The organism is candidate division KSB1 bacterium (assembly GCA_024655945.1).
Taxonomy (GTDB): domain Bacteria; phylum Zhuqueibacterota; class Zhuqueibacteria; order JANLFK01; family Oleimicrobiaceae; genus Oleimicrobium.
This window is the reverse complement of the sequence record JANLFK010000001.1, coordinates 740,801-761,593: the sequence shown is the minus strand read 5'-3', so window position 1 is coordinate 761,593 and position 20,793 is coordinate 740,801. Positions and strand designations below refer to the sequence as shown.

Genomic DNA, 20,793 nt, shown 5'->3' with positions numbered 1-20,793 from the left:
CCCACCGCACCATCCCGGTAGCCACCCCACGCTGCAACGGCGTCGTGGAAAGCTTGCACGGCCGCATCGAGCAGGAACTCTACAAGACCGAGCCCATCACCTGCGAGCGCGAGCTGTCGGGCAACACCGGCACCTATCTCCTGTTCCACCACTTCCTTCGTCCCCATCGCGGCCTGCCGTACCCCGACGGACGCAGCGTCACCCCCTACCAATTCCTGCAAAGCAGAATGCCTGAGGCCCTTGCTTCATGGCCCTTCCTACCACCCATCATCCTCGACAAAATCCCCCTCAGGGCCTCACAGCTCATTTACGAGCTCATACCTCAAAAATGAAAGACAGTCTTGCCCGACCACGTCCGATCTTCGTCTATCTCCCCATCAGCCCGCCTTCGCCCACAAAAAACTCCGCGACGGCACCGCCTAGACTATTTGGCCTTCACCCGCACCGGTGGCGAAAACTGCCCCAAAAGTCGCTGGGTACTCTGTACCCCCCGGCCACGCGCTCCCGGCATGCGTCCGGTGTCTGCGGGGACGATGCCGGTGTGCGGAGCGCAAGCCCAGCTTCGCACAGGCCGTTATTGGCCGAGCCCAGTTGCAACGCACCTAATCCGCACCTCCTTTAAGGGGGGCAGAGCCTGCTCACTCTCCGGCCAAGGGCGACGTTTGCAGCAGGCGCAAGGTGTCCACATACGTCACCCGCGTGCGGGCGATGACGTCTGCCTCGGGTGCAGTGACCACTACCGGCAACGGCAACTCCGTGTAGGTCGCGGTCACGTGGCGCACCAACATCGTCGCCCGGCGCACCACCAGCGTGGCACGAAGCTCAACCGGAGAGTTTGGCCAGGCGCTCCAGGCAAAGAACAGGCCCCGTTTGCCCTTGCGGAAAGCAAGGTCCGAGACGACGCTGTCCACCTTGCCGCTGTCCGCGGTGATGTTCACGGCGAGGTTGTACGGCGCGCGCGCAAACCTCATGCGCCAACCGACCGCGACCGTGTCGCTGCCGCCGTGACGCACCCATTGGCTGCCCTCGACCGTCAGCCAGTTGGCAGTGAATGGTACCACCAGCGAATCGCTGTTCACTCTGCCGCGATAGTGCCGTGAGAGGGCATCCACTTCCACCTCCACGTCGCGCAGGTATTCGTTGCTGGCTAAGTGGAGCACACTCCGCTTCTCCGGCAGCCGATACTCGGCGGTCACGCGCACCATGGGACGCCAGGTCTGGTTGTAGGCGGGCAGCCGCGAGAGCACCAACCCATAGCCCACCACTGCCACCAAGGGCACCGCCCCGAAGCCAACGCGTCGAACCGACCGCAGGGCGCCAGAAAGGCCGGGAATGGCCCTGGCCATGTAGCCGAACACAAAAACCACCGGCACGAGCCAACCGGCCAGCACCGCGGAGAGCAACGCCGTCACTGCGAACGAGCGCCAGAAGGTGTCCACCGCGTAAGCACTGTGCGCGAAGAGGCGGGCGCCCATGGGGAGAGCCTCCATCAGGAGCAGACGCAAAAGCGGTAGCGGCGCCGCCAAGCAGAGCGCTGCCCGCACCAGCGGCAGCGGCACAAGCACAGCCAGCGCCAAGAGCAACAGAGCCATTGCCGGGTACAAGGCAAGCCTGGCGCTCAGTGGGAGGAGAACAGCGGTCATCACAGCGAGGAGGATCAGGGCGAAACGGCTGTGGACGTAAGGGTCCTGCGAGAAACGCCACACGCGAGTGCTCTGCAACGCCAACCACAGGCCTGCCACGGCGCAGACGCCCGCGTAGCCCACGTAGGCCAGACGTGCACCACCCAGGCATGGCTCAGCCCAAGAAGCTCCTGGAGCAATGCCTCGCCCGCCTGGGAACAGAGGACCACGAAGACCCAGAGCACCAAAAGCTTTAGGCAGGTGAACCTTGCGCGTTGCTGTCGCGGCAGGCGCAGCCGAGCGCGCCAAGCAACAAGCGGTGACACAGGTGCCAGCAGCAGCGCGCCCACGACCACGGCAGTTACTGCCCACCATGGCACAAAGAGCAACCTGCCGCCCACCTGAAACGGCATAAACCGAGGTTTGGTGGAGCTGGGCACGCCCTGGTTCTGGCAGTGCAGGAGCAGCGCGTCCACAAAGCGCGCGTACTGACCCAGCTTCTCCTTGCGGATGGCGGCGATATTGTCCTGCGGCGTGTGGATCGGAGAGGTGTTCAAACCGACCGTAAAGTCGATGGCCGGTACGTTCTTGGCGAGAAAAGGCTCATGGTCGGAGCCGGCGCCTTTGCCCAGACTGCTCAGGGTGGTAAAGTGCGTGGGGTAAAAGAGCAAGTGGTGGCCGAGCTGGGCGTGGGTCGCAAATGCATCCCTCACCAGCCACTTAGGAGCCTGGGCTCCCTTGGCCTCAAACATGGGCACGATGGGCCCGTCTGCTCCAGTCATGTCCAAGGAAAGCATCCGCTTTGCCTTGGGCAGGTCCGGAAAGTGCTCGGCAAAGAAGGTGGAACCCAATAGTCCCCTTTCTTCTCCGCCAAAGGCCACGAAGAGCATGCTGTAGCGGCGGGGGCGGTCCTTCCACACCCGGGCGAGCTCGAGGACAGTGGCCGCGCCGGAGGCGTCGTCGTTGGCTCCCGGCACCTCCGGCCCCGCAGAGTCGATGTGGCCGCCGATGATGATGAGCGAGTCGCTCGCGCCACGGAACAGCCCGAGGGCGTTGCCACTGGTGGTATTCAGGTGAGCGCTGGCCTGTGGCACTTTGCGGAAAGGCATGAGGTAGGCGCTATCTGCACCGAGGCGACGGAATGTGGCCACAGCCCAGTGCAGGGCCGCCCGCTCTGCCGGCGAGCCCATGGGCCGTGGGCCGATAGCCTCGCTCAAGTGGTGAATAGAGGCGTAGATGCTATCCGCACAGGGGTAAAGTTCTTGGCCTGCAGCCGGGGCGGTCAAAGCCGGAGTGCAGCCGACGAGCAGGCACACGGCCCGCACTAACCGTTTTCTGGAATAGCATGGAAGAGTCATGCTTTGCCTCCCTTTGCCCTCCCGCAGCTGGTGACCAGGCCGCGACCGGCTCTCGGCAACGAAGTCCCCCTTGTGGTCCGCCATTGCCCAGCGGCGGGGCGCACATCGCCGCACGCACGGGGGAGTTCCGAACCTTGTCGTGCTGGAGGTGCTTCTCGAGCAATCGGCGGCTGCCCCTCGTCGGCAAACAAGGCGCCGCAAGGCGTTGCCGCTCCTGCGCTCAGCCAGAGAGGTGCCGGGGGGCCACCACCTTTGTCTGCCAGTCTTGATTGCCTGCAAAGGACCCGACGAGGTAAAGCGACCCTTCCTCGGTAGACTCGCGCCTGGCGTCTGTTGCACTGCGCGTGGTGCGGGTCTGTTCAGGGTCGATCACCTCACGGGCTGCTGGGCTGGCGGCAGTGCAGGGCAGCGCGCCCGCCACGGCTGGCTGGACGGCAGCAACCCTCAGGAGATGCCTTGCCATGTTTGTCCCCCCGATGCGACACTTTGCCGGTGAGCCACCACGTGGTGGCAATGGACAACTCTGCGAGGAAACTGTCAAGACGTTTGCGAGGACAGAAGACGGTTGCGCTGGGGCACATGGCTGGGGACCGTCTACCTGTTGCCGAAGGAGCCCACGCTGGCCGAGTAGAGCTTGTGCTATGGTCGCGGCCGTTTGTGCCCATCAGGAGGGGCGCTCTCCGGCCTGGGTAAGGGTGTCCCGCAGGAAGTCCCGGGCCCGGCCCCGGCAGAGGTTGTTGTGGCAGAACTGGTTGTAATAGTTGCGCAGGCACTGGTAGCAACTGGTCTCCTCGCCGCACTCGCAGCGGGCGACCCGCCGCCAGGCAGCCCGGAAGACTGGAACAGGGCCCTCCAGAATCCGCTGCACCAGTGCCGCGCCGCCGGGGACGTCGTCAAACAGAATGAGCGCTGGGCTGGGACTCCCAGGATAGGGGTAGAGGGTGCCGTTGAGGTCCTCGCGCGGGATGCCCAGCGCCTCGCTGGCCCCCTCCAGCAGGGCGTAGAGGACGGAGAGCCAGAGGCTCCGGTCCGACGGCTCGCCCAGCATCCCCTCAAAGCGGAGTTCCAGGACGTCGGTGACGAACTCGCGGCCCAGGTGGTAGGTCTGAATGCGGCCGTCGCAGGAGCGGCCGGAGCGAGGGTCCCGATGGTCGGGGTCCCGCTCCTGTCGCACGGGCTGCTCCGGCCCGGTGGTCTCTCGGGCCGCGAGGAAGCCGAACTCGGGGATGAGGAACTGCCCGTAGAGCCGGTGCCGACCGCTGAATAGAGCAGCCCCGCAGACGGAGCAGGCTTTCTGAGGCAACCGCTCCGGCGCGCTGTGATAGCGTCCACACTCCGGGCAGACGGCGTACTGCTTGATGCGCCAGTTCCGCCCCCGCGGCCGGTAGATGCCCGCGCTGGTCCAGATCCGTTTGGCCGCCACGACCTGGCCGCCCGGGGCGTACTCCGCGATGGCGACCCCCAGATCCCGCTGCAATTCCAGCCGGACAGCCTCCCGGTCTTGAACATGGGCGATACGCAGTTCCACCGTGTCGGTGGGGAAGCCGTACTTGGGGAAGACATTGCGGGAGCCCAGGAATCCCAGGAGTTCCCGTCCCCGGACGGTGCATGCGACCTCGGCGTAGCGCTCCGCCTCCCGGTACTTCCGCCGCGCGGCCGCTTGCTGTTCCAATCGCCGATAGAGGTCCAGGTCGCCCACCACTTCCCCAGTTGCCAGGTCCAGGATACCATTCCCCTGGTTATTGCTCAGGTGGGAGAGCCATTCCCAGTTCCGCAGGCCCAGGACGGTGTGGAGCGGGGAGGGCACAATCCGGTAGAGGGCCTCGGCCACCTCCTCGGGTCGCCGGGCAACGTAGGCCCGCAGGAGGTCGGGGCCGCTTGGCACTTCCTCCGGGGCGAAGAAGTCCCCCACGGTGTGGAAGAGGCGGCTGTACTCGTCCCGCGCCCAGCGGAAGAAGGTGGCCAGGAGGACCGAATGGACATGTCGGCGCACGATTTTCTCGTTTTCCACGGCCACCATGGGCGGGTGGATGTGGCCAGCCACCAGGCGGGCAGGGTCGCCGAAGTGGCTGAGGTCGTGGGAGCGGCGCTGAGCGAAGGTGAGTGCAACCGCCGTGGTGTCCGTCCGCCGCCCGGCCCGGCCAGCCCGCTGGAGGTAGTTGGCCGTGGTGGGCGGGACGTTGCGCATCAGGACGACCTGGAGGCTGCCCAGGTCCACGCCCAGTTCAAAGGTGGTGGAACAACTGAGCAGATTCACTTCTCCCCGGGCAAAGCGGTCCTGAACCTTGCTCGCCTCTTCAGGCCGCACTGGGCGGTGTGCTCCTCGGCCCGGAGGGGAGCTGGGAGGAGATGAAGATATAGGTGGCGGTAGTGGTTCTCCCGCCAGACCGGGTCGTCGGGGGCCACCGGCTCCAGCATGCCGTCGCACCCATAGGAGGGGCAGACGCCGCGCAGACTCACCGGGGAGACGGCCCGGCAGCGGTTGCAGCGGTAGAGAGCAGGCGCCCCGTCGGCTGCGGCGACCCATTCCCAGAGGCGGTAGTTGAGCCGGTAGACGACGCCGACCCGGGGGCGGTTCTCGGCGGGGAGGTGGGATTGCCAGGGGCTCCCCGATGCGGTGAGGTGCCGCCATATCCCCTGGAGGGTCTTCCGGGCGACCCGCGACCGCTCCTCGCCCTCCAGACCGGCAGATTGTTCCAGGAGACGGGCCAGGAAGTCCAGCCGACGGTTGCTTCCCCTGGAGGGGAGCCAGCCGAAGATGCCGGCCCGGGCGTCCCCCTCTTTCTCCCGGACGAAGAACTCCTTCGCGCGCGGCGCAAAAGCCGGATCGCGGGGGTCCACCCCCTCCGGATAGGTGGTCACCCCCTGGCGCCGGAGGGTGTCCAGGAGGAGCCAGACCAGGCCCCCGGCCTCCTCGGGCGAGAGGTTCCAGGGCCGCCGCAGGAGTTGGGGCGGGGGAGACCAGTTGGGCGCCCGAACGGGGCAGAAGGCGACCAGGCCCAGCCCCTCCAGGCCGACCCGGTAGTCCAGCGCGATCAGTTCCTGGGTCGGCCAGCTGCGGACGGTGCGCCGCCGCTCGTCGTACCCCTGCTCCAGGGTGAAGAAGTTGGCCTCTTCGGCGTGCCGGAGGACCCGGTCAACCAGGTCGTGCAGGCGGAGCCGGCCCGACCGTCCTCCCTCATCCTCCAGAACGGCCTTCAGGATCAGGCGGCGCCGGAGGACGCGGCTAGAAGTGCGCTCCACGTAGGGGGCGAAGAAGGCTGCGTCCTGGCGATTGTCGGAGAAGGTGAGGAGTTTGCGGCCCGCGCCGGGGAGGTCACGGGCCGGCCCCTCCGCCTCCGGGGGGAGCAACTGGTAGAGGGTGGTCGCCAGGACGCTGACCGGGGCGTCGCGGCTGGTGAGGAAGCGGTAGACGACGCCGGAGGGATTGCGTGCCCCGCAGGCCAGGCAGAAAGTGAGGGCCTGGGTGTCGGACCACCGCCGCCGGACCCGGTGGATGCGGACGGAGGGGGTCCCCGGAGGACAGCGGCAGACCGTGGCTCCCTGCTCTGCGGGGGCCAGCGCGCCGCATCCCACGCAGAGCCGGTAGGGTTCGGCTCCCTCTTCCTCCAGCGCCTCGGGGCTTTGACCAGAGGCAACGGCTTCGTCCTCGTCGGGCGGAGGGACCCCTTCGGTGAGGATGAAGTAGGAAAGCCAGGGGCTCATCTCGTCCTGCGTGGTGGGCTGGTGCAGGTGTCCTCCGGATTCCCGCCCGATCAGGCAGGCGGTGCCGCAGCGGGGGCAGGCGGCCAGTTCAAAGACGCGGGCGCCGCAGTGGGGGCACGACTCCTGGCGGTTCAGGAACAGGAAGGGTTTTCCGGCGGCGATGCCGCCCTCCCGATGGGCCGCCTCGTTCAGGCAGACGAAGGCGCCCTGCAGCGCACGGGCGAAAAGATGATAGCGGGTGGGGAGCAGAAGGGCCTCCTCGGGGCCGGTCCGGGCCCGCTCCACCACGTCTTGCGGGACCCCCTCCTCCAGCGCCAGGCGGCCAAGGGTCTCCGGCGGGTCGTTCCGATCCAGCGCATCGGTCAGGGCCATGTAGAGGGACGGCGAGCCTTCCCCCCAGCGCACGCCCAGCGTGGTCGCCGTCTCTCGTTCTGCTTCTACCACGTCCTGCCGTGCCGGGTCGTCGTCGGCCCATTCAAACCGTTCCCCGAAAATCTCCGCAGCGAAGTGGGCGATGGCGGGGAAGTCCTCCCGGCCGCGCCCCAGGGTCGCGCTGGTGGCGATACAGCGTAACCTTCCGGGCTCGCTCCGCACAATCCGGTCTTTCAGCCGGCGGAGAAGCATCGCGATCTCTATCCCCTCGGCGCCGCTGTAAATATGAGCCTCGTCCAGGACGATGAACTGCCAGTGCTGGCCGGACTCTCCGTCGAAGAACTCGCAGATCTGAGGCCGGAGGAGGAGGTATTCCAGCATGGCGTAGTTGGTGAGGAAGATGTGGGGAGGGCAGGCCCGCATCTGGTGGCGGCTGAGCAGTTCGTTGGGAATGCGCGGCTCATCGGGGAACTGATCCCGGAAGCGGGCCTCGGCCTTCCCGTCTTCTTCCTCCGTCTCGCCAGTGTAGCGGCCGAAGGTGATGGCCGGGAACGAACCCAGAACCCGCCGCAACTGGTCGTTGGCCAGTGCGTTCATTGGGTAGAGGAGGAGGGCCCGGACGCCCGGTCGCTCCAGCGTGCCGGCCTCCTGTTCTCGGAGGAGATGGTCCAGGATGGGGATCAGGAAGGCCTCGGTCTTGCCGCTCCCCGTGCCGGTGGCGACGACGATGTTCCGGCCCCCGACGACGACTTTCTCAATGGCCCGGTCCTGGTGGAGGTAGAGGGGACGGTGGAGGGGGAGAGGGTCGGAGCGGAGGGTCCGGAAGCCGGGATGGAGGACGCCGTCGCGGATCATCTCCTCTATGGAGCGGCCCAGGCGGAAGGGGGCGGCGGCCTCCAGGATGGGCCCCCGGGCCAGGAAGTCGGGGGCGGAGAGGGCCTCCCGAAACTCACGGCGCAGGGAGGGGCCGCGGAAGAAGTAGATAGTCTGCAGGTACCGGGTGTAATCGTCCCGGATGCGGTCGGCGACTTCCAGTGGGTGCAGGCGCACGGGAACCTCCGTTGCAGGGCGCACTTACTCCCAGGGCTGGGGCGGCGGGGAAGCCCGGAATTCTAGAGGAGCGGGATGTCGCAGGGGCGGCGGAGCGCTCATGAATCTCGGGCCAATCCCCTCGTGGACTGCGCGCTCGTGCTCCTCGGTGACCCGGGTGTGGTCCTGGGAGGCGAACCGATGACATTTGGCACATATGTAAACCTGTCTCGCGTCCGGAAAGTGGACCGTCCCCTCCTCCGGATGGATGACAATCTTCTCCGAACGTTTCCGGTCGTGGGCCCGCAGGAGGACGTGGAGACGGAGGCCCGGCTCCGGACTGGCGGGCAAAGTCCTCAAGCCGGCCCCCCTCGGCGGCCTCTATGCGCTCCAGGCGGCCCCACCCGGCTACAGACGGAACCCAGTAGCCTGGCCGAGCCAGGGCGACGGCCACTGTATCGGGATGTCTGCGCTGAAGTTCTTCCATCAGCACTCTAGCCTCAGGCTCATTGACCTGATCCGCGAGCAATTCTACCGCCTCATTGAGACATTGGTCCAGGAGGTTGAGGACGTCTCCCTGTAACAGAGCGCCCTGGCGAAGCCTCTGAATAATTGTCCGGATGCCTTTCGGGCACTTTCTGGCGAGTAACTCTTGGAGCGCTTCGGCGCTGGTCTCGGCCGCATCGCAGTCGAGCAGCATTTCGCAGGTATCAACAGGCCATGGAGCGCTAGCTGGGAGAGCTTTTAGGTACTCCGGATACACGTCCTCGCTTGCGGCACCGGTGCGATATTCAGCAAGCAGACGTTGGACTTGCTGCGGTTCCGCCATTCTTGCTCGCAACCGGCTCGCCAGGTCTGGCTTGTCGGCGACGACATTCAGTAGAGCGAGTGTCTGTTGGACGTCTGCTTCGCGGGGGTGCTGCAAGCACCACTCGAAGGCATCGCGAGCGAGGGTATCCAGGCCGGCATCCAACCCCATGCAGGCGGCTTCTGCCGCCAGAGCGAAAGAAAGGCCCTCTGCAGCCACGGCGTCTGCGAGCTGTTGGAGCCGTCTTGCCTGGGCGTCTCCAGGGATGAAGGCTCGTGAAGCTCCTGCGTTACCCAGAGCGCGGCGCAAGGAAGGGGTGGTCTCCTGCCATGGACTTCCCACCGCGATTTCGACTAAGTACTTCCCAGGTGGCAGCTCCGTGGCTCGGAGGCACCGGGCGTACTCGTCCACTTGTGCATCCGGTATCGGCACCTGCAGCGGCGGCTCCCACGGCCGCCAGACGGGCCACAGGCGCGCCAGGCGGTGGCGAACCCGAACAGGGGATTCCCAGCGGAGGCGGAGGTGAAAGGTGTCGCCGACCACGGCGCTCTCCACCTGGGCCCGATGGACCACGAAGCGGCGGGTAACCTGGAGGGCGGGGAAGGAGGCCTCCTTGCGGTCGGGCAGGCCGCGCAGGTTCAGGCGGAACGTTGCGAGGAGGGAGGAAGACCGGCGGAGCGTGTCCAGGAAGGCCGTCAGGTCAAACCGGATATGGGGTTGCCCGGCCCTCCTGTTCCTGAAGGACGGCGTCGTCCTCGTCCTGCAGGGAAAGCGTGACCTCCAGCTTCTCGCCGGCCCCGCCGAAGAGGTCCACCAGCAGGAAGGGCTCCCGGGCCTTTTCCAGGGCGTGCAGCGGGAGCCGCAGCGGGGCCATGCGCCACTTGGGAGCCAGCGCCTGCTCCCGGCTCAGGACGATCATCCAGCTGAGGCGGCGGATGGGCACCCAGAGGGGCACGTCCACGGAATCGCCCCGGTCCGTCCGGCGCGCCAAGCGGAGGGGGAAGTCGGCGCGCGAGACCCCGACGGTCACCTTGTAGAGGCGCCGCGTGCCCTCTTCCTCCTGAAGGGTGACCTGTGCGTCGGTCGCGCCGGGCTGGAGGGTCAATTCGGTGTGGGCATCCGTCTCCACGAGGAGGTGGGCCTCCCGGGCCTCCTCCGGCAGGTAGAGCCTTTCGTGTCCAACGATCTCCAGCATGGGCAGGATACGGAAGGCCAGGTCGGCCCGGCGCCCCAGGGGCCCCCGGACTTTCAGCCGGTAGGTTCCCCTCGGCGCGTCGCCCAGCCAGGCCCGCAGGTCCAGGGCGGCCTTTCCCTCCCTGAACTCCGGCCGAAGGTCGGCCAGGGTGCCGGAGATGCGGCGCTCCGACGTAGAGGGGCGGATACCCGTCCTCCACCGGCAGGCGGTCGCCCCCATCCAGGGAAGGCTCGTCCTGGAGCCCGCTCAGGGCGACGTACTCCAGAGCGCGGTCCTCCCAGCGCGCCGTCAGGCCGCGAGCCCGGCTCAGGTCCACCTCCTCGCCGACGAAGTCTCCCCACGCCCAGGGCTGACGGGGGAATTCTTCGGTAATCCACAGGGCTTCTGGTGCGTCTGTCTCCAGGACGACGTCGGGGCGGCGGAGGACCCACAGGCGGGCGCCCGGAAGGGTTTCCGGGGAGGGAATCAACCGGCCGCCCTTTGGATCAAACCACAGGAGGGGGCGCTCTTCGGTGATCCCGGGAATCCGCCATTCCCGCAGCGTCTCCCCGGCTCGCACCAGCATCAGGGATACCCGGTATTCGGGAGCCGGTTGGGTCAGGGGGACGCGGGAGGCCGTCTGCCAGCCCGTATTTTCCTGCTGAATCCCGGTGGGGTCGCTCGGCGAGACCCGCCAGCGGACCTGTGCCGACTGCGCGGCCAGGGCCGGCTGAGGGGGAAGACGGAGGGCCAGCCCCCACCCCCAGGGGTCCAGGAACAGCACTGGGCTGCGGTAGACGGCCCGCTTTCGGAGGGAGGGGCGAGCGCGGCCCTCCAGCCAGGCCTGATACTCCCGCACGATCCGGGGCGGGAGCCCCACCGCTTCCGGCGGGGGGATCTCCCCCCGCTCGTCAAACCGGAGGGCCATTTCCCGGCACCGCTCCACAAAGTCCACCGCCGGCGGGCCCCCGTGTTCCAGGAAGCGCAGGACCGGCCTGTCGGCCACATAGGCCATGCTGGCCTGGCGGAGGCGCTGCTGGATGAACTCCTCGGTGGAGAGAACGGCGAACTCCGGGCGGGCAACCAGCGGCTGGAGGAAGTGGTCAAAGAAATCCCCCAGGCAGTAATCGGGGATGCCGCCGTGGGCCAGGATGGGCCCGAGATAGCGGTGGCCGCGCAGGGGCGGGAACTGGGCAACGGGCAGGGTCCGGACGATTTCCTCAAAGAGTCGGCCCCATTCAAGGGTCTGGATCGGCGGGATGGGGAGGCGGGTGGTGTACCGGACGGCCTGCCAGAATGCGCCCTCCTCGTAGTAATTGGCCCCGATGGCGACCAGAAAAACGGCGTACGTGCAGGGGTATCGCTCCCGCAGGATACGGGCGGCCTCTGCCCACCCCTCCCGCTCCACCATTTCGCCGATCAGACGCCCCACCGCCTTGACTTCCGCCTGGTCAGGGCATACCTCACCGATGAGGTAAACCCCATTGATCCGAGAGCGGAGATCCTGTTCCCACTCCTCTAGCGAATTCAAGAACATGCCCCCTCGCCTTGGCCACCGGCATCCGGCGCGGCTTGTACTCGCTCGTCCGTTGCAACGCGTTGTCTGCCAACACCGCACGGGGCACCAGGAGGAGGTGCTTGTGCCCCGCCGTTGTCTGGGGCGCAGCGCCATCGCGCCCGTAAGGAGGCTACCCTGCGCCTCCGCAAAGTCGTCCGCGCGATGCGGCAAAGGGCGCGCTGCTGCCACGGCCTGTCATAATGGAAGCCGGCGCAATATACGAAAGCATTCGTTGTAATGCAAGATATTTTGCAGGCATTTTGCTTCCATCTGGGGCAGTGGTGCCCCGCTGCCGGGGGGGGCGGAAGCAGTTCGGGTACGGACTCCTTGGATGCGGGTGCGGAGCTTGTTGGCCCCGCCCTGCGGGTTTCCTGGTTGGCCCAAACTCCCCCAACGCCAGCGGCCTGGGCACGCGCGCAACCGCCTGCTCAGCCGGCACACCTCTACCCTGGCCCCCCAACCTGCCTTGCCCCGGCTGCCTACCGCACCAGCGCCATCTTCACCACCGCGCGGAAGTCACCGGCCTCCAGGCGCACGTAGTAGACGCCCGAGCCGACTGACTGGCCGACCTCGTTGCGGCCATCCCAGGTGACGGTGTGGTAGCCTGGCTCTTGCTGCCGGTCCACCAGCGTCCGTACCACCCTGCCCATCACGTCGAACACCAGGAGCCGCACCGCCTCGCACTTGGGCAGCTCATAGCGGAGCGTGGTGACCGGATTGAACGGATTGGGGAAGTTCTGGCAAAGCTTGTACTGCGCGGGCACGGGCACGACCACGGTGAGCGGCGGATGAAGGGTAGTCCTGCCCATGGCGTCCACATCGGCAAGCCGGTAGTGGTAGGTCTGCCCGACTTTCGCCGTGACGTCTGCAAAGCTGTAGGTGCGATCTGGGCGCGGCGGAACCAGCTCAGAGTTCAGGGCTTCGTAGGGCCCAGCAACAGTCACGCTGCGCAGTATCTGGAATCCCACGTTGCCCACCTCGTAGGCGGTCTTCCAGGATATGGTCACCCCCTGGTAAGGCACCACCTGGGCCGAAAACGCCACCAGTTCCACCGCCGTGCGGATGTCCACGCTCCAGCTCTCTGAGGTGGTGTCACTATCGTCAAAAACGTAGGCAGTAACCGCGTAGTGCCCGGGGAACCATTGCGCCGCTACCAGGAGATAGGTGGTATCGTACCCCGCGGTGGTTCCGTTCACCTTCCAGAGGAAATGGAGCGGGTCGCCATCTGGATCGCGCGCGGATATGCTGAAGCGGCGGGTCTGTCCTTGCTCCAAGGACAACTGTTTCTCCGGAGGTGAGAAGGCGACGATGACGGGCAACCGGTTCTTGTTCAGTATCACAAGGGTGAGCACGCGCGTCGTGGTCGCCCCCTTGTTGTCTTGCGCCGTGAAAGTGATGGGATACGTGCCGGCCTGCTCGTAGGTGGGCTGCCAGCTCAGCACGCCGGTGGCGGGGTCGAACGTTGCTCCCGGTGGTAGACCAGTGACGTTCAGGGTGACCGGGTCGCCATCTAGATCGGAGACCTGCACTCGCACCATCACCGGTTCGGCCTCGTACCGTACCGTGTCGCCGACGAACGTGATGATGGGGAAGGCATTGGCTACCGCAGTTGCCTGGAAGACCAACGGCGAACCGCTCACTCCGGCCTTCACGGCCCACGCCGTCTGCATTCCAAGGGCACTGCCCAGCACCCAACGCGCGGCGGCGATGCCCTGCTGGTCGCTGCGCACCGGCTGCTCCTCCACGAAGGAACCACCGCCTGTGGCGGCCACAAAGTTCACCGTGGTGTTCGGCACCGGATTGCCATAGCGGTCCTTGAGGATGACCTGCAGGGGAGAGGGCAGGGGCATCCCCGGCGTGCCGATTTGTGCGTCCCCAGCGTGCTTGGCCATGGAGGCAGCCGGCCCCGCCTCGCCGTTGACCACAAAGTACACGGGCGAACCGCTCAGTCCAGGAGCCAGAGCCTTGAAGATGTTGGACCCGGCCGTGGTTCCCAGAATCACCGTCGCTGAGGCGATTCCTGAAGTATCCGAGATGGAGGGTTGCTGATTGAGCACGGCCCCTTGGTCGCTCACCACGCTGAATTCCACCGGGAATCCCGCCACGGGGTTGGCGTAGGTGTCGGTGACTCGCACACGCAGCGGCCCAAGCAAGACCTGGCCGACGGTCCCTTCGGTGGGGAAGGGTTCTTGCGTGAGCTTTGCTGCCTGGCCGGCAATGCCGGTGGCCGTAAAGGCTACCCAGGTGCTCACTCCCGGCGTGCTTGCCCTGATGCTGTTGACTCCGGCACGAGTGCTGAGACGGTAGGAAGCCTGAGCAACCCCGTACTCGTCACTCGTATCCGGCACTTGCGTGAGCCATTCGCCGGCAGGCGAGGTGGTGCAGGCAAAGGTGACCGGCGCGCCCCATACCGGCCGTCCCTGTGTGTCGAGCACCTTCACCTTGAACGGGTCGGGCAGCGCAGCATTGACCGGGCCCGTCTGGTTGTCGCCGGCAAGTTTCAGCAGCGTGGAAGGCACCGGGATAACCCCCTGGCACTGGAAGCGCACGGGCGAGCCGCTCAAGCCCAGCGCGTACACGTCCACGACATTGCTGCCGGGATTGCGCCCCACCACAAGAGTGGCACGGGCGATACCGTCGCCATTGGTGGCTATCGGCTGCACTTCCACAATGCGCCCGCCGCCGGAGATGACGACAAACTGCACCTGGTGGCCGCTCACGGGGTTGTCGTTGCGATCGGTGACCAGGACGGCCAACGGCTTACTGGCCGCCGTGCCCACATTGGCCACTTGATTGTTCCCGTCGTGGTAGGCGATCTTGCTGGCCGACAGAGGCGTGAAGGTCACAATCGCAGAGTCGGCGAGAAGCACATTGTCGTTTTCCACGCGTGCCCGGACGGTCTTTTGCCCTGCCTTTGTCGAGGCTAAGGCTGCCGTGGCCCTTCCCTGTGCATCGGTGGGGGCGCTCGGCTGGGTGAGGGTGTTCCCGCTGCCCGAAGCCAAGATGCTCACCACTCGGCCGGGCACGGGGTTGTTGAAGGTGTCACGCAAGGTCACAGTAATCAGCGACTGGCTTACGCCGTCCGCGGGAACCGGCGAAGTGGCCGTGACCGAGGATGCCGAAGAGCTGGGTACGTCCGGAAGGGCGGAGGCGATGAAGCTCAGCGGCGAGCCAGCCAGCGGATTGAGGCCATCGGTAGCCGTGGCTTGCACCACATTGTTGGCTGTTCCCGTTCTCGGCCCGAGGGTCAGGGTCACCTCCGCAATGCCATCGCTCCCCGTGGTGCGCACTGCCGTGGTGTCGTTGCCGTTGAGTTTGCCCCCGCCGGAGATCACGCGGAAGGTCGCCGGGTGCCCTGCTACCGGGCTGCTATCCGCATCGACTGCCTTGACCCTGAGCGCGCCGGGCAGAGGTCTGCCCACCACGCCGATCTGATTGTTGCCGGACTCGATCAGAATAGTCCGTGCAGCAGAGGTGCGCGCCGAGGCGGTGAACACCACCGGGGAGCCGGTGAGCGCCACTCCCTGGTAAGTGGCAGTGGCGTGCACGACGTTGTTGTCGATGCCGGCCTCAGGACCCAGCCGCCAGGTCATCTGTGCGATCCCCACAGCATCTGTCACGACCGCAGCAGTGGCCGCTTGTGCCGGACCAAGCGCACCTCCGCCGCTTACCACGGAGAAGGTGACCGTGTGGCCAGGCACGGGATAGCCGTACTGATCGGTCACCAGCACCTTCACCGGCATTGACAAGAAGTTGCCGACGACACCGACTTGGCCGTTGCCGGAGTGCTGGGCCATGCGCGCCGGAGGAGCCCCTGTCGCGGTAGCGGTAAAGACCGCTGGCGAGCCTTGCAGGTTTGTCCCTGCGTAGGAGGCACGTGCCTGCACGACCTGGCTGCCTGGAGCCGTGCCCAGCGTCAAAAAGACCTGCGTGTAACCGGTTGCGTTGGTAGCAACTGTCCGCTCAGCGACGCCGTCGATGGTGCCGCCCCCTTGGAGCACGGTGAAGATGACACTGTGCGCCGCGATGGGGTTGTCGAAGCGGTCGACCACTCGCACCACGAATGGCGAGGTGAGGCGCGTCCCGGCCATCGCCGTCTGCCCATCGCCTGAGACTTGCACCAGGCGATGCGGGTTGTCGGCAGTGGCCGAGGCAAAAAAGTCCACCGAACCGGACAAACCCTGCCCGGTGACGGTCACCTTGTGGTTGAATGTGCCGGCCACCGTGCCGAGGGTGAGGTACGCACGTGCCTGCCCTGTCGAATCGGTCAGCACGTCTTTAAAGGAAAGGCTGTCAATGTTGCCACCGCCAGCTGCCACCGTAAAGCGCACCGGGAAGTTGGGCACAGGGTTGTCCCACTGGTCGCGCACGCGCACCACGAAGGGCTGTGGCAGCCTGGAGCCTGCTTTTCCTGTCTGATTATTCCCCGACACGCGCACCAGGCCTGCTGCTGCCCCTGGGAGCGCGGTCGCGCGGAAGGTGACCGGCGAACCGGCCAAGTGCTGGCCGGCAATGGTCACGCTGGCCTGTACTACATTGTCCGTGCCGGCTACCGAGCCAAGGGTGAGGACCACCTGGGCATAGCCCTGGCTGTTCACCGGCACGGTCTTTTGCCGCACCCCCTCAATGGAGCCTGCACCCGAGAGGACCTGAAAGAGGACGTTGACGCCGGAGACCCCATTGCCGTATTGGTCGGTGACGCGGACCTTCAGTGGCTGTTCCAGGGCAGTATTGACCGGCGCGCTCTGGCCGTCCCCCGAAATTTTGGCAAGCTGCGCCGGTGCCCCTGGTGTCGCGGAGGCGGTGAAGAGGACCGGAGAGCCCACCAGGGGCCGGCCGCGGATGTCCTGGGAGGAGGCGGCGATGGAGTAGAGATTTGCGCCCGCGGTGGTGCCCACCGTCACGTTGACTTGCGCGAGTCCCTGCTGGTCGGTCACCACGTCGCTGCTGGTGGCGCCAGCGATGCGTGCATCGCCTGCGGTGACGGTAAAGTGCACGGTGTGGCCTGGCCGCACGTTGCCGAATATGTCCTTCACCTGCACCACCAGCGGCCGAGGCAGGAGGGTGCCCACTGTGGCGGTCTGTTGGTCGCCAGAAATCTTGTAAATATGGCTGGCCACGCCCTCGGTGGCGGTGGCCCGGAACCCCACGGGTTCACCGACGAGCGCCTGGCTCGCCCCTCGCACTTCGACGCGGTTCTCCTGCCCAGGGATGTTGCCCATCGTAAGGACCGCCTGGGCGATACCATTCTGGTCGGTAGTGACCTCAAGGAAGGTGCTGCCCGCGAAGGATGCCGTGCCTACGGTCACTTCGAACCTGACCTTGCATCCTGTCACCGGGTTGCCGAAGCGGTCGACGACCAGGACACTCAGCGGCTGGTCAAGCTCCCAGCCGATGGGGGCGGACTGGTGGTCGCCGGAGATCATCTGCAGGCCGTGCGGCGCCGCGGCGGAGGCCGACGCCTGGAACAGGACGGGTGCTCCGGCGAGCAGGCTATCGCCGTGAGTAGCCACAGCGGCGACGATGTTGTTGGCAATGCCTGCCTTGGTACCCAACGTCCATACTGCCTGCGCCAAGCCCTCTTGCGAAGTGAACACCGAGAGGCTGTCGATGCCACCATCCAGAGCTCCATCGCCAGTCTGAATGCGAAAAACCACAGGCCATCCCGGCCGCGGGTCACCCAAATTGTCGAGCACACGCACCACTAAGGGCTGGGCCAGCTGGCTGCCGACAACCCCTGTCTGGTAGTTGCCGCTCACGTACTGGATTTCTGTGGGGATGCCCGAGGTGGCATAGGCGGTGAACTCCACCGGGGCGCCACTCACCCCGGGCGATGACGCCCGCACCACGTTTTTGAATTGCGTCGTCCCCAACGTGAGCACCGTGGCGGCGCGGCCGTTCGCGCCGGTGAACACCGGCTGTGCCTCTGAAAGCCTGCCCTCGCCTTCCACTACCTCGAAGAGCACCGGCAAGTTCACGACCGGGTTGTTGTAGGAGTCCCTTGCTTCCACCACGAACGGCGCCGGCAGAGGCTGGCCCGCAGGGCCGGTCTGGCCGTTGCCGGACACGTAGCGGAGCGGCGTCGGTGTGCTGCTGGTGGCATAGGCCACGAACTGGGCAGGACTCCCAGAAAGGGGCGTCCCCTTGTAGGAAGCTGTGGCATTGACCGTGACCTGGCCTGCCTGCGTGCCGAGAGTGAGATAGCTGTAGGCAAAGCCAGAGGTGTTGGAAACGTTGGTCAAAGGCGGCGTAATGCCGCCCAGGCCCGACGGGGTGAAGGTGCTGACGTTGGTCAACAGGATTTTGTCCAAGAGTGTGCCATCTTCGCGATTCTCAAACACGATGGTGTGCACCCCGGCACTGAGGGCCAAGGGCGTGGTGCGGCGCCGCCACCCCCACGTCGTCTGGCTCTGCAGGCTGAAGATTTCGGCCGTGCCGTCGTCGGCATAAGACCAGAACGAATCGGAGGTGCCCGAGGGACCGAGTCCCCTGCCCCACAAATAGAAAGTTCCAGAGACAGGCAAATAGACTGTGAAGGTGACCTTCCCTGCGTTTGCTCCGGTTCCGTCCGGCACATGAACATACGCCCCGCCCGAGGCGTTCGGGTCAAAAGCCTTTACCATCGGTGGAGTGACAATCCCCTCCTCAGCCTCCATCCAGATGTACCCGTTAAAGCTCACGGAATCGGTGCTCAGGAAGCCCTGGCCCGAGGCCAGTTTAAAGTCCACGTAGACGCCCGAGACCGGGTAACCGTTGCGGTCGGTCACCTGGGCGGTCAAGGGAACGGGCAGCCTGGTACCCACCGGGCCGCCCTGCTGGTTGCCGGCGGCCACAACCAGGATCGACGGATCACCCAGAGGTACGGCCACTGAGAACTCGGCGACGTTGTTGTTCAGCCCACCCTTGAGATAGACTCCTGCGTACTTGGTGGTGGCGTTGCCCTGCAGCTTGTTCGTGTCCGAGACCCGGGCGTCGAACTGGTCGTTGATGAACACGTCAAAGTGGTGCCCGGAGACAGAGGTGGACATCTTGACCTTGAACACATCCCCAGGCCCAGGCTGCGGCAGAAGGCCCTCCACGTTGGCAACGGTTTGCCCCGGGTTGCCATAGGTGACTGTCCAAAGCCGCACGTATTTCCCGTCCTTCCAGACAAGGTAGCCGCTGGCAGTAGGCATGGGTGCGTTCAGCATCAGGGCTAAGCCACCTTCCCTTATGCCGGTGGCATCCGCGTTGTTTGCCCACTTGATGGAGGCTTCCTCTGGGTTATCCCGGTTATTGAGCACGGCCATGTAGCCCCAGGCATAGGTGGGCGAGGTGTTTGCTAAGTCGCCGTTGACGATGGCGTACGCGGAGTGTGCTGACCAATTGGCGCCCAAGGACTCGCGCTCAAAGTCGTCGGTGAAGGTGGCAAGTGTCGCTTGGCCAGGCGTCACCGCCGAGACGATGTTGGATAGATCGCTGACGTTGCCCGCCTCATCCACGGCCTTTATGGCAAAGAAGTACGTCTTGTTGGAGAGCAGCCCTTTTACCTCGTATGTCTCCACCGAGCCGGCAGCCTTGGGGACCGGAGGGTTGAGCACAGTTACCGCAGAGGCAAAGTTGGCCGCAGTTATCGGTTGATCTAGGTACTTGATGACGTAGGATGATGCCGTGCCCACGTTGCCGTCATCGCCGGGAGCAGTCCAGGTGAGCGTCACCGCCATGGAGCTGAGGCCGGCAATGCCGAGGTTGGTGATCGCTGCTGGCGGGGTCACATCCAGAGTGGTGCGGGCAAAGAAGTTGTCGATGCTGGTGTTGTACCCGCCCTTCAACATGATGCCGGCGTACTTGTTGGCACTGTTGCCCTTTTCTTTGGCGGTATCGGTGACGCGGCCGTCGTAGCGGCCGTTGATGTACAGGTCAAAATGGTGACCAGCCGGGCTGGTGCTCACCAGCACGCGCATCACATCGCCGGCACGCGGCGCCGATTGGCTGCCGGTGGCAGAAGCGACGCTGTGACCCGGCACGCCGCCAGCGATGGTCCACAGGCTTATAGTGCCATTGGTGCGCCGGAAGAGCAGGTAGCCATCGGCATTTACCGAGGCGGCATTCAGCAGCAGGGCAAAGCCGCCCTGGTCAATGCCCTCTTGCGGCGCCGCAGCACCCCACTGGAAAGAGACGTCATTGGCGTTGCTGGCGAGATTGTAGACCGCCAAGTGCCCCCACACATTGTCGCTGGAAGTATTGGCCAGCTCATTGTTGACGATGCGATACTCAGGGTCTGCCGTCCAATAGGGCCCCAGGGATGTTCGATTGAAGTTGTCGCCTGGCAGGAGGATGGAAGCCAGTGCATTGAAGTAGACGTCGGCCATCTTGCTGTAGCCCACGTCGTTCGGATGGATGCCATCCGCAGACATCATGGTGGCCACGTCAAACGGGGAGTACTGGTCAACGAGGTAGAGTGTGCCGGCAGGAATGGTAGGGATCCTCCCTTGCTCCGAGTCGGTGACGATCTTGGCCACCTCTTGGTTGAAAAGGGCGATTTGGTCGGGGTAGGCTACCTTCGGGATGATCTTGCAGAGCACAATTTTCTTGAGGCTGGAGCCGTATGCTCCGGTTTTCCAGCGCGCCAGGTAGGCAAGGAGTTCCGCCAGTTTCCCGGAGGCGGTGTTGAGGAAGGTCTGCCCGCGGTCGTTGGAATAAGGGGCCGCCGTCTCAGTGTTGCTTATGTTGTTCGTGCCGATGTGGAGGAGAATGTACTCAGGGGCATAGTTGTTCATGTCCGGCGCGATGTCACGGGCGCCCGTGCCGAACCCACCAATGTAGAGTTCCTCTATGCGTGCGCCGGGAAAGAAGTACCCCTCGTACGGCGGCGTCCCGGTGCCACCGACAAAATCGAAGCTCAGCCCAGCGTCGCGCAGCCGTGCATAGAGGTCATTGCGAAACCCGAGTCCGTCGGAGCTGCCGTATCTGCCGTCGGTAATGGAGTTGCCCACTGGCATGATGCGCGTTTGGGCCAAGCCCTGTGCTGCCAGTGAGCTGAATAACAAGCCGGCTGTCAAGACCAATCGTGCCCACGACCGCCCTCTGTGCATGATGGATAGCTCTCCTTTGCCACTCGTCTCGTCTATTCAGTTCGACCCTGACCGGTGCTGGTACCTGGGGGCGCCCTCGGCGTCGGTGCGCAC

8 protein-coding genes are annotated in these 20,793 nt (G+C 65.5%); 2 read left to right on the top strand and 6 right to left on the bottom strand.

All coding sequences use genetic code 11. The features are described from left to right. On the top strand, window positions 1-332 hold a 332-nt coding region (locus NUW13_03065; GenBank protein MCR4438011.1), incomplete at its 5' end, for a hypothetical protein. A gap of 306 nt (window positions 333-638) precedes the next feature. Here the strand turns inward: NUW13_03065 and NUW13_03060 are convergent. The 5 genes from NUW13_03060 to NUW13_03040 all read right to left on the bottom strand — a co-directional run bounded on the left by NUW13_03060 (window position 639) and on the right by NUW13_03040 (window position 10,308). Beyond that, window positions 639-1,706, bottom strand: coding sequence for a hypothetical protein (locus NUW13_03060; protein ID MCR4438010.1), 1,068 nt, complete (start codon window positions 1,704-1,706; stop codon window positions 639-641). Then, window positions 1,658-2,980 (bottom strand): M28 family peptidase, encoded by a 1,323-nt coding sequence (locus NUW13_03055; protein MCR4438009.1) that lies wholly within the window; start codon window positions 2,978-2,980, stop codon window positions 1,658-1,660. The genes NUW13_03060 and NUW13_03055 overlap by 49 nt, the downstream gene beginning before the upstream one ends. A gap of 664 nt (window positions 2,981-3,644) precedes the next feature. Continuing rightward, window positions 3,645-5,288, bottom strand: a complete 1,644-nt coding sequence (locus NUW13_03050) for a DUF1998 domain-containing protein (protein ID MCR4438008.1) — start codon at window positions 5,286-5,288, stop codon at window positions 3,645-3,647. Next, on the bottom strand, window positions 5,234-8,107 hold the full coding sequence (locus NUW13_03045) for a DEAD/DEAH box helicase (GenBank protein ID MCR4438007.1): 2,874 nt from the start codon (window positions 8,105-8,107) through the stop codon (window positions 5,234-5,236). The genes NUW13_03050 and NUW13_03045 overlap by 55 nt, the downstream gene beginning before the upstream one ends. Window positions 8,108-9,594: 1,487 nt before the next feature. After that, on the bottom strand, window positions 9,595-10,308 hold the full coding sequence (locus NUW13_03040) for a hypothetical protein (GenBank protein MCR4438006.1): 714 nt from the start codon (window positions 10,306-10,308) through the stop codon (window positions 9,595-9,597). A gap of 730 nt (window positions 10,309-11,038) precedes the next feature. Between NUW13_03040 and NUW13_03035 the strand changes: the two genes are divergently transcribed. Beyond that, window positions 11,039-11,590 (top strand): hypothetical protein, encoded by a 552-nt coding sequence (locus tag NUW13_03035; protein MCR4438005.1) that lies wholly within the window; start codon window positions 11,039-11,041, stop codon window positions 11,588-11,590. 515 nt (window positions 11,591-12,105) lie between these two features. On the opposite strand, the gene NUW13_03030 is transcribed toward NUW13_03035, so the two are convergent. After that, a complete protein-coding gene (locus tag NUW13_03030; GenBank protein MCR4438004.1) occupies window positions 12,106-20,700 on the bottom strand; it encodes an Ig-like domain-containing protein in 8,595 nt (2,864 codons plus the stop codon). Window positions 20,701-20,793 lie beyond the last annotated feature (93 nt).

Bases quoted from the DNA above. Each gene is read 5' to 3' on its own strand.
- NUW13_03055 (MCR4438009.1), bottom strand. From the start codon at position 2,980: ATGACTCTTCCATGCTATTCCAGAAAACGGTTAGTGCGGGCCGTGTGC.
- NUW13_03040 (MCR4438006.1), bottom strand. From the start codon at position 10,308: ATGGGGGCGACCGCCTGCCGGTGGAGGACGGGTATCCGCCCCTCTACG.
- NUW13_03030 (MCR4438004.1), bottom strand. From the start codon at position 20,700: ATGCACAGAGGGCGGTCGTGGGCACGATTGGTCTTGACAGCCGGCTTG.